We start from the raw sequence: 13,345 nt of genomic DNA, 5'->3' as shown, positions 1-13,345 counted from the left end.
TTCCGATCCGACGACGCCTGTCCGACGCGCCGACGCCGCCATCGCCCCGGACATGGCATCCTCGCCCCATGACAGACTCCCCCACCGCCCTCGAGTCCACGACCCATCCGACGACCGTCCCCGACGCCGACTGGTGGCGCCAGGCCGTGGTGTACCAGGTGTACCCGCGCAGCTTCGCGGACGCGAACGACGACGGCATCGGCGACCTGCCCGGCGTGACCTCACGCGTGCCGTACCTCCGGCGACTCGGTGTCGACGCCGTCTGGCTGAGCCCGTTCTATCCCTCCCCGCTGGCCGACGGCGGGTACGACGTCGCCGACTACCGTGACGTCGACCCACGCCTGGGCACCCTGGACGACTTCGACCAGATGGTCACTGCCCTGCACTCGGCCGGAATCAAGGTCGTCGTCGACATCGTCCCGAACCACACCTCGAGCGAGCACGAGTGGTTCCGCGAGGCGGTGGCGTCCGAACCCGGGAGCGCCGCCCGTGCCCGCTACGTCTTCCGGGACGGCCTCGGCGACGGCGGTGACACTCCCCCGTCGACCTGGGTGTCGAACTTCGGCGGGGGTGCCTGGACCCGTCTGCACCGTCCGGACGGAACCCCCGAGCAGTGGTACCTGCATCTCTTCGCACCCGAGCAGCCCGACCTCGACTGGAGCAATCCCGAGGTGGGCGCCGACTTCGAGACCACGCTGCGGTTCTGGTCGGACCGAGGCGTCGACGGTTTCCGGGTCGACGTCGCCCACGGGCTCGCCAAGGACCTGAGCGAGCCTCTGCGCGACGCCGCCGAGCGCCACGTGCTACCGGTCGACGGCAGCGACCCGCTCTACGACCGCGACGAGGTCCACACCATCTTCGAGGGCTGGCGTCAGATCTTCGACGAGTACGACCCGCCTCGTACCGCGGTCGCCGAGGCCTGGGTGCAGCCCGAGCGCGTGCCGCTCTACGCCCGCCCCACCGAGCTCGGCCAGGCTTTCAACTTCGCGCTGACCCGGGCTGACTTCGACGCCGACCAGTTCCGGACGATCATCGCTTCCACCCTCGAGCAGGCTGCCGTCAGCGGTGCGACGAGCACCTGGGTGCTCTCGAACCACGACGTCGTCCGCCACGCCACTCGCTACGGCCTGCCCAAGGGCCAGGACCTCGACGCCTTCGTGCTGAGTGACGGCCGTCGGCCGACCATGAACCCCGACGCGGGCCTCCGGCGGGCCCGTGCGGCGACGTTGCTCATGCTCGCCCTCCCGGGTTCGGCCTACGTCTATCAGGGCGAGGAACTCGGCCTGTTCGAGGTTGCCGACCTGCAGCCCGACGATCTGCAGGACCCCGTCTGGACCCGCACCGGCCACCGGCGGAAGGGCCGCGACGGCAGCCGCGTGCCCCTGCCCTGGGACACCACCGAGCCCGCCCTGGGCTTCGGAGATCACGCCCCGCACCTGCCGCAGCCCGAGTGGTTCGAGGACCTCGCCGTCTCGGTGCAGGACGACGAGGACGAGTCCACGTTGTCGATCTACCGACGAGCCCTGGCGCTGCGACGTGAGCTGCAGCGGGGTGAGGAGCTCACCTGGGGCGACGGCGCGTCGGACGACATCGTTCACTTCGCGCGTCACGCCGGTTGGCACTCCCTGACGAACTTCGGGGGCAGGCCGGTCGACCTGCCGAGCGGGGCGCGCCTCCTGGCGTCCAGCGAGCCGCTGCACGAGTCGATCGACGGGGTCACCGAGGTCCCGGGCGAGACCACGGTCTGGTTCTCGCTGGTCTGACGCCCGCAGGTTCGCGCCCGACCGCGCGGCTCGACCACCTCGGGAGGCGCGGTGCGGTGGGCTCCCGCACCGCGCCTCCTTCGCTCTGCCCGGTGCGTGGCACGCACGCCGAACGGCCCCGGTCCGAAGACCGGGGCCGTTCGTGTGGGTCGGGTCAGGCGCGCGAGTTCTCGAGGACGTAGCCCTCTTCGCCGTGCAGGGCGAGATCGATGCCGGCCACCTCGTCCTCGTTCTTGACGCGGAAGCCGATGGTCTTCTCGATCACGAAGCCGATGACGAAGGCCAGGACGAACGAGTAGAGCATGACGGCCAGGGCCGAGAGGGCCTGGATGCCGAGCTGCGTGAAGGTGCCCGAGAAGATGAGACCGGTGTCGTTGGCGAAGATGCCGAGGTAGAGCGTGCCGATCAAGCCGCCGACGAGGTGGATGCCCACGACGTCGAGCGAGTCGTCGAAGCCGAGCTTGAACTTGAGGTCGATCGCGAGGGCGCAGACGGCACCCGCGACGACGCCCAGGACGACGGCCCAGCCCGGGGTGAGGGCGGCGCAGGCCGGGGTGATCGCGACGAGACCGGCGACGGCACCCGACGCGGCCCCGACCGAGGTGGCCTTGCCGTCCTTGAGCTTCTCGACGACGAGCCAGCCGAGCACGGCGGCCGCGGGGGCGGCGATCGTGTTCAAGAACGCCAGGGCGGCGACGCCGTCGGCCGCGAGCTCGGAGCCGGCGTTGAAGCCGAACCACCCGAACCAGAGCAGTCCGGCGCCCAGCAGGACGAAGGGCGGGTTGTGCGGCTTGTCCGCGCCCTTCGCGAACCCGACGCGCTTGCCGAGGACGAGGGCCAGGGCCAGGGCCGCGGCACCCGCGTTGATGTGGACGGCCGTCCCTCCGGCGAAGTCGATGACGCCCATCGCGGCGATCCATCCGCCGACCGTGTTGCCGTCGGCGTCGCTGGTGAAGTTGAAGACCCAGCTGGCGACCGGGAAGTAGACGACCGTGGCCCAGACGCCGGCGAAGATCATCCACGCGCCGAACTTGGCGCGGTCGGCGATGGCACCCGAGATGAGGGCGACCGTGATGATGGCGAAGGTGGCCTGGAACGCGGCGAAGGCGATCGTCGGGTAGTCACCGGTCGGGTTCAGGCTGTCCTCGAAGGCGGCGCCGAGGCCGAGGTTCGCGACGTCGAGGCCGAACCAGCCCTGGATTCCCACGAAGCTCTCGCTGCCTCCGGGGATCGAGGTCGGGTTGCCGAACGCGATGGCGTAGCCGAAGAGCACCCACAGCACGCCGATGAGGCCCATGGCCCCGAAGCTGAGCATCATCATGCTGATGACGCTCTTGGCCTTGACGAGGCCGCCGTAGAAGAAGGCCAGGCCGGGGGTCATGAGCAGTACGAGTGCTGCACAGATCAACATGAAGGCGGTGTTGCCTTGGTCCATGGGTGGGTCACCTCTCGAGTTTCGGAGCCAGGGAGGCACCGACGTCGAGGTCCGCGCGGGTTCGCGGGCTGTGGTGACGAACTCTCTCGTCCGGTGCGGCCACCAGTGTCGCGGGGTGAGGTTTCCGGGCGTGTGCGGGATTGTTTCCCCGATGTAACACGATTCGGGTGCAGGTAAACAACGTGTTACCGGATCGCCCCACGCATGGCGTGGAAGTGCTCAGAGCGAGGTGAGGGCGACCAGGCGCGAGACGGCGCGTTGGTACTTCTTGCGGTACCCGCCGGCGAGCATCTCGTCCGAGAAGACCTGGTCGAGGGGCGTGCCCGACGCCACGACCCGGATCTGGGCGTCGTAGAGGCGGTCGACGAACGCGACGAGGCGCAGGGCGTCGACCTGGCTGGTCAGCACGTGGACGTCGCGCAGTCCCACGGCGTCGAGGTCGTCGACGAGCTTCACGTACTTGCTGGGGTGGACCGTGGCGAGGTGGCCGACGACGTCGTCGAAGTCGTCGAGCGACACGGTGCCGCCGAGGGCTCCTGCGGCGCCGTCGACGTCGTCCACCACGTGCGCCCGCGCCTCGACCTCACGACGTCGGTAGTCGTCACCGTCGATGCGCAGGGTGAGGAACTTGTCACTCAGCCCCTGGATCTCGCGCAGGAAGTCCGCAGCGGCGAACCGGCCCTCGCCCAGTGCATTGGGTGGAGTGTTCGAGGTGGCGGCGATGCGGGTGCCGTCGTCGGCGAGATCGCCCAGCAGGCGGGTCATCATCATCGTGTCGCCCGGGTCGTCGAGCTCGAACTCGTCGATGCAGACGAGGGTCGCGCCCTTCAACTGCGAGGCCGCGCCGGCGTAGCCGACGGCACCGACCAACGCGGTGTATTCGATGAACGTGCCGAAGTACCGCCGACCGGGCGTGCGGTTCCAGAGGGCGGCGAGCAGGTGCGTCTTGCCCACGCCGAAACCACCGTCGAGGTAGAGGCCGGGTCGGACGGCGGGGGCTGCCGGCTTCTTGCGGAACAGGCCCCTCCGCGGCGCGTCGGCACCCGCACCGCCGAACGCGGTGACAGCGGCCACGGCCTCCGCCTGCGAGGCGAAGTCCGGGTCCGGCCGGTAGTTCTCGAGCGAGGCCTCGGCGAATTGACGAGGAGGCACGAGTTGCGTCACGATCTCGGCCCCCGTGATCGTCGGGGTGCGGTCGGTCAACGACACGAGGGTGCTGACGGATTCGGGGGGCATGGGCGCGGCCTCGCGGTGGGGTGGGCGGGGATCTGTGTCAGAGTCGTACGGTTCCCGGGCGACGGTCACGCGTCATGCGTAACCTCGACGGGGCCGACCAGAGGCGATCCTACGCCGCCGGGCACCACGCGTCGCCCGACGTCGGCTCCACCCCGACACCCGCACAAGGAGACACCATGGCCGTCGAGCACGACACGTCCGCCCGCTTCGGCGAGTACGCCCACCCGGAGCGTCTCGTCAGCACCGAGTGGTTGCAACAGCACCTCGGCACCCCCGGGCTCGTCGTCGTCGAGTCCGACGAGGACGTCCTGCTGTACGAGACCGGCCACATCGCCGGGGCGGTCAAGATCGACTGGCACCTCGACCTCAACGACCCGGTGCAGCGCGACTACGTCGACGGCGAGGGCTTCGCCGCGCTGATGGGGCGCAGCGGCATCTCGCGCGACAGCACCGTCGTGATCTACGGCGACAAGAACAACTGGTGGGCCGCCTACGCGCTCTGGGTGTTCACGCTCTTCGGCCACGAGGACGTGCGTCTGCTCGACGGTGGTCGGGCGAAGTGGGAGGCCGAGGGGCGCGACTACACGACCGACGCCCCCGAGGCTCCTGCCACCGACTACCCCGTCGTGGAGCGCGACGACAGCGTCATCCGCGCGTACAAGGACGACGTCCTCGCCCACCTCGGCAAACCTCTGATCGACGTCCGCTCCCCCGAGGAGTTCTCGGGTGAGCGGACGACCGCCCCCGCCTACCCCGACGAGGGAGCACTCCGGGCCGGTCACATCCCCAGTGCGCAGAACGTGCCTTGGGGCAAGGCCGCGGCCGACGACGGCACCTTCCGCCCGCTCACCGAGCTCGACGCCATCTACCGCGACGGCGCGGGCCTCTCCGACGGCGACCAGGTCGTTGCGTACTGCCGCATCGGTGAGCGGTCCAGCCACACCTGGTTCGTCCTGAAGTACCTCATGGGCTTCGAGGACGTCCGCAACTACGACGGCTCGTGGACGGAGTGGGGCAGCGCCGTCCGAGTGCCGATCGTGCAAGGCACCGAGCCGGGCGAGGTGCCGGCCCGGTGACCGACGCCGCCCTGCCCTCGGCGCTCGTCGAGATCCGCGAGGAGTTCCTCGCCCTCGACGTGCGCGACCGCCTCCAGTTGCTGCTCGAGTTCTCGAACGAGCTGCCCGAGTTGCCCACCCGCTACGCCGACCATCCCGACCTCCTCGAACGGGTGGTCGAGTGCCAGTCCCCCGTGTTCCTGTTCGTCGAGGTGGTCGAGGGTCGGGTGCACCTCCATGCCACCGCACCGCGCGAGGCCCCGACGACCCGTGGGTTCGCGTCGATCCTCGCCCAGGGCCTCGACGGTCTGACGGTCGCCGAGGTGCTCGACGACGTCCCGGACGACTACCCGCAGACGATCGGTCTCGCCGAGGCGGTCAGCCCGTTGCGGATCCGTGGAATGACCGCCCTGCTGGGGCGGGCGAAGCGCCAGATCCGCGAGCGGACCGCCGCCGCGTGACGCTCCGGGTGCTGCATGCCCCCGGGCGCCCCGGCGACGTCGGGCGGGAGCTCGACATCGACGAGGCGTCGACCCCCGCCCACATCCGTGAGCTGTACGCCCCACCACGCGAGACCTGGTTGCGACTCAACCTGATCGCCGCGGTGAGTGGCGATGCCGCGGGCTCGGACGGCACCTCGGAGACGCTGAGCAACGCCACGGACCGCACGATCCTCGCGGCCATCCGCTCGCTCGCCGACGGTGTCCTCGTCGGTGCGGCCAGCGTTCGGGCCGAGGGCTACCGGGTGCCGAAGGCCTCCCGCCTGGTCGTCGTCACGTCCTCGGGCGACCTCTCGGGCCATCGCATGGACCCCGACGAGGCCGAACGGGTGGTCGTGGTCTGTCCTGCCTCGGCGAGGTCTCGAGTCCGTGAGACCCTCGGCGAGGCGATCTGGGCGGTCGCCACCGTGTTGACGGCACCCGACCTTGACGGACGCCTGGAGCCCGCCGCCATCCTGCGCTGCCTCCGCGACCAGCGCCTCCGCTCGTTGGTCTGCGAGGGCGGCCCGTCGCTCGCCGGCCAGTTCTTGCGCGACGGCCTCGTCGACGAACTCTGCCTGTCGACCTCTCCGGTCGTCATCGGCAGCGGCCTGCCGGTGTTCGGGCGTGAGCGGTTCGATCCGGCGTCGCTCGAGCTAGCCCAGTTGCTCGTCGACGAGCAGAGCGCCCTCTATGCGCGTTGGTCGGTCGAGCGCGGTCCCGCGAGTCGCTGACGGTCGAGCCACCGTGAGATCGCGCTCTCGAACCTCTCGGGGTCGAGGTTCCAGAGCTTGGTGTGTCGGGCCACGTCGAAGACCTCGAACGTGACGAGGTCGGGCCGGGCCTCGGCCAACCCGTGCGAGGCCGTGGACGGCACGAACCCGTCGTCGTCGCTGTGCAGCAGCAGCACGGGGACGTCGAGTTCGCCCGCTCGCGAGACGAGGTCGAGCCGGTCGAAGTCGATCGGCTCGGCGCTGCCGGCCAGACGGCAGAGGAGCGGCGACCCCAGGAGGCGCAGCACGAGACCCTGAACGGACCGCGGCACCCGCATGGCCGCCCCCTGGTAGGCGAGTGTCGTCCGCCAGTCGACGACGGGCGACTCGAGCACGAGGCCCGACACGGCCGAGCGCAGCGCCGAACGGGTGACGGCCTGCAGCACGAGGGCACCGCCCATGGACCAGCCCATCAACACGACCGATGTCGCCCCGTGGTCGAGGGCGTACCGGATGGCCGACCCGACGTCACGCCACTCGGAGTCGCCGAGGGCGTAGCGACCGTCCGAGGACCGGGGCGCCTCGCCGTCGTTGCGGTAGGACACCAGCAGCGAGGTGAAGCCCTCGCGGTGGAAGACGGGGGCGGCCCGGATGGTCTCGGCCCGGGTGACCCCCCGTCCGTGCACGCCGATCATCCAGGGTCCGACGAGCCCGGCGTCGGCGGGGACGAGCCAGGCCGGTGCGGGGCCGACCTCGGTCGGGACGACGACCTCGTCGGCCGCCAGGCCCGCGTCGGCCGGGGTGGGGAACAGCCAACCGCCGATGCGGCCGCGGTGGGCCTTCGCCAGATCGGCACCCTCGACGGCTTCGACGCGGCGTTCGACGTGCCGTCCGTCGTCCCGGACGACGACACCGACCCTGACGTGACCCGTGCCCCGTGCGAACCAGAAGCTGTAACGCCCGGGGAGGCGTGTGTCCGGTGTCGAGGCCAGGGTGATGGTCCCCGCGGAGGCGTCGTAGGAGTCGATCCGCACGTCGTCACGTCTACCCCGGGCGGGCGTCACGATCTTGCGGGCGATGGCCACGATTCCTGACACGAGGACGGCGGAGGACACCAACACGGTGCCCCCGACCACGATCGAGACGACCCCGAGCGGACCGACTCCCCCCGGTCGGGTGGATGCGGGGCGGGACACGGGCGCCTCCTCGGGCGGTGAGAGGTGGGGTCGAGGGTGACCTGTGGATCTGCTGAGCCGGGCGCGGCGTGCCGCGAGGATGGCCCTCGGGATCGACCCTAGTCTTCCAGGGTGTCCGAGATACCCCCGACGCCGACCCGGCCGCCCGCCTTCGCCGCGGCCGTCGAGTCCGTCCACCGTGCCGCCGCGCGGGACGCCCTGGCCGTGACCGAGATCCCCGCCCCGAACGGCCTCGCCCCCTACGCGCTGGCCCTCGCCGGAGACCTCATCGGTGCCTCCGGTCGCCCCGACCCCGATCTCGGCACGGGCCGCTTCGTCCTTCTCTACGACGACGACGAACCCGATGCCTGGGGTGGACCGTTCCGGGTCGTCAGCTTCGCGCAGGCGCCCCTCGAGACCGAGATCGCACTCGATCCTTTCGTGGCCGACGTGGCGTGGTCCTGGCTCGTCGACAGCCTCGACGCGCGTGGAGCCTCGTACGACCAGGCATCGGGCACCGCCACCAAGATCCTCTCGACCGGATACGGTGAGCTGGCCAGCCACGGCGACGGGGCACAGCTCGAACTCCGGGCGTCCTGGAGCCCCACGACCATCGACCTGGCCCCGCACATCGAGGCCTGGAGCGAGTTGATCTGCACGCTCGCCGGCCTGCCCCCGACCGTCGAGGGCGTCACGCTCCTCGCGTCGCGACGCGTCGGACGAGACTGAACCACGGGAACAGAACAGCGCCCCCGGAAAGAACAGCGGAGACATGACCACAGCGAGACCAGACGAGGCAGCACCCGACGGCTCCGGCCCGCGCGAGACAGGGCCCCGTGTCACCGTGCGGCCCGACGTCGCGACCGCCGATTCGGTGCACGGCGAGGTCACGGTGATCGACGACAGGCCGGGATACCTGGCCGCCGTCGAGGCGATCCGCGCCGGGACCGGGCCGGTCTCGATCGATGCCGAGCGAGCCTCCGGCTATCGCTACTCGCAGCGTGCCTACCTCATCCAGGTGTTCCGGCGCGGTTCGGGGGTGTTCCTGCTCGACCCGCCCGCCATCGGTTCCTTCGCCGAACTGCAAGAGGTGATCGGTGACGAGGAGTGGGTGCTGCACGCCGCCAGCCAAGACCTGGCGTGCCTGCGCGAGGTCGGTCTCGACCCGAGCCGCATCTTCGACACCGAACTGGGCGCGCGGCTCGCCGGTCTGCCGAAGGTCGGACTCGGCGCCGTCGTCGAGCAGCTGCTGGGCGTCCACCTCGCGAAAGAGCACAGTGCCGCCGACTGGTCGACGAGGCCACTGCCGCAGAGCTGGCTGGTGTACGCCGCTCTCGACGTCGAACTGCTCGTCGACGTGCGAGACGCCATGGAGGCGGTGCTCGCGGACGCGGGCAAGCTCGAGATCGCGCGCCAAGAGTTCGAAGCGACCCTGCGGCGTGAGGCCAAGCCCGCGAAGGTCGACCCGTGGCGACGACTGACCGGGCTGCACAGCGTCCGCGGATCCCGGTCTCTGGCCGTGGCCCGCGAACTCTGGCAGGCACGTGACGACTACGCCCGCGAGATCGACACGGCGCCGGGACGTCTCGTACCGGACTCCTCGCTCGTCGCCGCCACCAAGGCGATGCCCGCCGACAAACGGTCCCTCGCCGCCATCAAGGAGTTCGTCGGTCGTGCCAGTCGCAGCGAGCTCGACCGCTGGTTCGCCGCGATCGAGCGCGGCCGCGAGACGAGCGACCTGCCGTCGCACCGCGGACCCGCGAGCGACACCCTGCCGCCGCCCCGTTCGTGGGCGGACAAGAACCCGTTGGCCGATGCGCGGTACAAGGCCGTCCGACCGAAGGTGACCGAGATCGCCGCAGGGCTCGACCTACCGGTCGAGAACCTGCTCACGCCCGAGACCCTTCGTCGGTTGGCCTGGGACCCGCCGATCCCCTTCGACACCCCGACCATCGCGGCCGCGATGGTCGACCTCGGTGCCCGAGCCTGGCAGGTCGAGGCCGTGGCCGAGGCCGTCGCCGACGCCTTTGTCGACGCCCACCAAGAGCCCGACGCGACGGGCGACGGCGCTTCGTAGGATTGCTCGAACGATTCTCGGGCTCCCGGCGGCGTCCCTAAGATCAGGAACAGATCCTGACACTGGAGGCAATGTGGCCGAGAGCAACGATGTCGTGTTCGTCGACGGGGTCCGTACCCCGTTCGGGCGGGCCGGCGACAAAGGCATGTATTGGCAGACCCGCGCCGACGACCTCGTCGTCAAGGCGATGAAGGGGTTGCTCGAACGCAATCCGTCCCTGCCGCCCGAGCGCATCGACGACGTCGCCGTGGCCGCCACGACGCAGCAGGGCGACCAGGGCCTCACCCTGGGTCGCACGACCGCATTGCTCGCCGGCCTGCCCCAGTCCGTGCCCGGCTACGCGATCGACCGCATGTGCGCGGGTGCCATGACCAGCGTCACGACCGTCGCCGGCGGCATCGCCTTCGGCGCTTATGACGTCGCCCTCGCCGGTGGCGTCGAGCACATGGGACGTCACCCGATGGGTTTCAACGCCGACCCGAACCCCCGGTTCGTCGCCGAGAAGATCGTCAGCGGCGAGGCCCTCAACATGGGCAACACCGCCGAACGCATCCACGACCGGTTCCCGCAGCTGACCAAGGAGCGATCCGACCGATACGCCATGCGGTCGCAGCAGAAGCTCGCCGCGGCCTACGAGGCCGGCCAGATCCAGCCCGACCTGATCCCCGTCGCGATCAGGACCGCTGAGGGCTGGGGCCTGGCAACCCGTGACGAGGCACCCCGACCCGAGACGACCCTCGAGGGGCTGGCCGGTCTCCGCACGCCGTTCCGGCCCCACGGCCGCGTCACCGCCGGTAATTCCTCCGGCCTCAACGACGGGGCGACGGTCAGCCTGATGGCGTCCGGCGCGGCCGCGAAAGAATTCGGTCTCACGCCCAAGATGCGTCTGGTCAGCTTCGCCTACGCGGGCGTCGAGCCCGAGATCATGGGCATCGGACCCGTCCCGTCCACCGAGAAGGCCCTGCGCAAGGCGGGTCTCTCGATCGATGACATCGGTCTCTTCGAACTGAACGAAGCGTTCGCCGTGCAGGTGCTGTCATTGCTCGACCACTTCGGCATCGAAGACGACGACCCCCGGGTGAATCCCTGGGGAGGCGCCATCGCGGTGGGGCATCCCCTCGCGTCCTCCGGAGTCCGGCTCATGATCCAGCTGGCCCGTCAATTCGAACAGCACCCCGAGGTCCGCTACGGGTTGACGGCCATGTGCATCGGCCTCGGCCAGGGCGGCAGCGTCATCTGGGAGAACCCCCACTATTCGCGAAAGGCGGCGCGCGCATGAGCACGGCGACCGAAGAACTGATCGAGCTCTCGGCCGACGAGGTCGTCACGCACTCCTACGTCCGCGACGTGCCACTGCCTTCCGGGGGCGTGCTCGCCCTGATCACGCTGGACAACGGGCGCGACCACACCCGGCCGAGCACGCTGGGTCCGGCGACGCTGTACGAATTCGGGGCGGCCCTCGACGCTGTCCGTACCCGCGCCTCCTCGGGTGAGATCGCGGCCATCGCCGTGACCGGCAAGCCCTACTTCCTCGCAGCAGGTGCCGACCTCAGCAAGGTCAGCGCGATCCCCAGCCGCGACGTCGCTCGCGAGCTGGCGCGACTCGGCCACGCCGTGCTCGGCAAACTGCACGGCGCCGGAGTACCGACCTTCGTCTTCGTCAACGGTCTCGCACTCGGTGGCGGCGTCGAGATCGGCCTGCACGCCGACTATCGGACGATCGACTCGTCGGCCGCGGCGATCGCCCTGCCCGAGGTCTTCCTCGGCATCATCCCCGGCTGGGGCGGAGCGTGGCTGCTCCCGAACCTGATCGGCATCGAGAACGCCCTCAAGGTCGTCATCGAGAACCCGCTCAAGAACAACCGCACCTTGAAGCCGGCTCAGGCGCTCGAACTCGGCATCGTCGACGTCATGTTCGGACCGGCCTCCTTCCTCGAGGACAGCATCCGGTGGGCCGACGGCGTGATCGGCGGCCGCATCGCCGTCAAACGACCGAACGTCCCCGGCAAGCTCGAGCGTGCGGTCAAGTGGGACGTCGCCATCTCCATGGCGCGCAAATCGCTCGAGTCCAAGATCGGTACCGTCGCGAAGTCCCCATACGCTGCTCTGGATCTGCTGAAGGCCGCGAAGAACAGCGACCGCGCGACGGGGTTCGCGGCAGAAGACGAAGCTCTGGCCGACCTCGTGGTGGGCGACCAATTCCACGCGAGCATGTATGCCTTCGACCTCGTCCAGAAGCGTGCGAAGAAGCCCGCTGGTGCCCCCTCGCCCGACCTCGCCCGCAAGGTCGGCAAGGTCGGCATCGTCGGGGCCGGCCTCATGGCGAGCCAGTTCGCCCTGCTCTTCGTGCGCCGTCTGCGCGTGCCGGTCGTCATCACCGACCTCGACCAGGCGCGGGTCGACACGGCCCTCGGACGCATCCGGGGAGACATCGACGAACTCGCGGGCAAGGGCCGGATGTCACACGACGAGTCGAACCGGCTCAAGGCGTTGATCACCGGCACGACCGACCTCGCGGACTTCGCCGACGCCGACTGGGTCATCGAGGCCGTCTTCGAAGAACTCGCCGTCAAGCAAGAGGTGTTCGCGAACGTCGAGGCCGTGGTTTCGGACACCACCGTGCTGGCGACCAACACCTCGTCGCTCAGCGTCCAGCAGATCGGGGCCAGGCTGGCGCATCCCGAGCGGCTCGTCGGATTCCACTTCTTCAACCCGGTCGCCGTGATGCCCCTCGTCGAGGTCGTCAAGACCCCCGCGACCGACGACGAGACCCTCAGCACGGCCATGGTGACGGCGAAGGCCCTCCGGAAGAACGCCGTCATCACGGCCGACACCCCCGGTTTCGTGGTCAACCGCATCCTGGCCAAGTTGCTGGGTGAGGCCATGCACGCCGTCGAGACCGGGACGCCCTTCGAGGTGGTCGATCGAGCGACGGCTCCGTTCGGTCTGCCGATGACTCCGTTCGAATTGCTCGAACTCGTGGGACTCACCGTCGGGGCGCACGTGCTCGACACCCACCACGCCGCCTTCCCCGAGCGGTTCCACGCCAGCGAGGGCCTGCACCGCTTGGCCGAACACGGCACCATCTTCGAGCGCGACTCGAAGGGTCGGCGCAAGGGTTTCGACAAGAAGGCGGTGGCTCTCGCCTCCGGTCCCGGCACGGCCCTGACCGACGACGAGCTGCGCATCCGCATCGAGGACGGTCTGGCCGACGAGGTGGGTCGCATGCTCGACGACCACGTGGTGGCCGCTGCCGAGGACGTCGATCTCTGTCTGATACTCGGGGCGGGTTACCCGTTCCAGATGGGCGGGGTCACACCGTATCTCGATCGGGTCGGTGCCTCGAGACGCGTCCGTGGCCGCGACTTCCACGAACCGGCGATCCGCGGCGTCGGCTAGTTCACGTCACCTC

11 protein-coding genes are annotated in these 13,345 nt (G+C 70.0%); 8 read left to right on the top strand and 3 right to left on the bottom strand.

Going from position 1 to position 13,345, the window contains the following annotated elements:
- Positions 1-68 precede the first annotated feature (68 nt).
- Positions 69-1,763, top strand: coding sequence for an alpha-amylase family glycosyl hydrolase (locus HRF36_RS04820; protein ID WP_173206947.1), 1,695 nt, complete (start codon positions 69-71; stop codon positions 1,761-1,763).
- Positions 1,764-1,917: 154 nt separating this feature from the next.
- Here the strand turns inward: HRF36_RS04820 and HRF36_RS04815 are convergent, their stop codons facing one another.
- Together HRF36_RS04815 and zapE are read right to left on the bottom strand one after the other, a co-directional pair.
- A complete protein-coding gene (locus HRF36_RS04815; RefSeq protein WP_173206945.1) occupies positions 1,918-3,198 on the bottom strand; it encodes an ammonium transporter in 1,281 nt (426 codons plus the stop codon).
- Positions 3,199-3,417: 219 nt separating this feature from the next.
- Complete coding sequence (gene zapE, locus HRF36_RS04810; protein ID WP_173206942.1) at positions 3,418-4,434, bottom strand: cell division protein ZapE; 1,017 nt, start codon at positions 4,432-4,434, stop codon at positions 3,418-3,420.
- A 176-nt stretch (positions 4,435-4,610) separates the two neighbouring features.
- On the opposite strand from zapE, the gene HRF36_RS04805 reads away from it, so the two are divergent.
- Genes HRF36_RS04805 through HRF36_RS04795 form a run of 3 tightly spaced genes read left to right on the top strand, consistent with a single transcriptional unit; the run spans position 4,611 to position 6,702 of the window.
- Complete coding sequence (locus HRF36_RS04805; RefSeq protein ID WP_173206924.1) at positions 4,611-5,510, top strand: sulfurtransferase; 900 nt, start codon at positions 4,611-4,613, stop codon at positions 5,508-5,510.
- A complete protein-coding gene (locus tag HRF36_RS04800; protein WP_173206921.1) occupies positions 5,507-5,950 on the top strand; it encodes a SufE family protein in 444 nt (147 codons plus the stop codon). The genes HRF36_RS04805 and HRF36_RS04800 overlap by 4 nt, the downstream gene beginning before the upstream one ends.
- Entirely contained in the window at positions 5,947-6,702 is a 756-nt protein-coding gene (locus HRF36_RS04795) for a dihydrofolate reductase family protein (protein WP_173206918.1), read from the top strand. The genes HRF36_RS04800 and HRF36_RS04795 overlap by 4 nt, the downstream gene beginning before the upstream one ends.
- Here the strand turns inward: HRF36_RS04795 and HRF36_RS04790 are convergent.
- Entirely contained in the window at positions 6,660-7,877 is a 1,218-nt protein-coding gene (locus tag HRF36_RS04790; RefSeq protein WP_371740016.1) for an alpha/beta hydrolase family protein, read from the bottom strand. The two genes, HRF36_RS04795 and HRF36_RS04790, sit on opposite strands and share 43 nt — an antisense overlap.
- A 111-nt stretch (positions 7,878-7,988) precedes the next feature.
- On the opposite strand from HRF36_RS04790, the gene HRF36_RS04785 reads away from it, so the two are divergent.
- The 4 genes from HRF36_RS04785 (at position 7,989) to HRF36_RS04770 (ending at position 13,332) form a co-directional block, all read left to right on the top strand.
- Positions 7,989-8,585, top strand: coding sequence for a DUF3000 domain-containing protein (locus HRF36_RS04785; RefSeq protein ID WP_173206915.1), 597 nt, complete (start codon positions 7,989-7,991; stop codon positions 8,583-8,585).
- Between the two features lie 43 nt (positions 8,586-8,628).
- Positions 8,629-9,933, top strand: coding sequence for an HRDC domain-containing protein (locus HRF36_RS04780; RefSeq protein WP_173206912.1), 1,305 nt, complete (start codon positions 8,629-8,631; stop codon positions 9,931-9,933).
- Between the two features lie 73 nt (positions 9,934-10,006).
- Positions 10,007-11,212: a thiolase family protein gene (locus HRF36_RS04775; protein ID WP_173206910.1), complete on the top strand. Its 1,206-nt coding sequence runs from the start codon at positions 10,007-10,009 to the stop codon at positions 11,210-11,212.
- Entirely contained in the window at positions 11,209-13,332 is a 2,124-nt protein-coding gene (locus HRF36_RS04770) for a 3-hydroxyacyl-CoA dehydrogenase NAD-binding domain-containing protein (protein ID WP_173206908.1), read from the top strand. Before HRF36_RS04775 ends, HRF36_RS04770 begins: the two co-directional genes overlap by 4 nt.
- The last annotated feature ends 13 nt before the right edge of the window (positions 13,333-13,345 follow it).

It is taken from the genome of Frigoribacterium sp. VKM Ac-2836 (assembly GCF_013248995.1).
In the GTDB taxonomy this organism is placed as follows: Bacteria; Actinomycetota; Actinomycetes; order Actinomycetales; family Microbacteriaceae; genus Frigoribacterium.
This window is presented reverse-complemented; position numbering and strand designations above follow the sequence as displayed.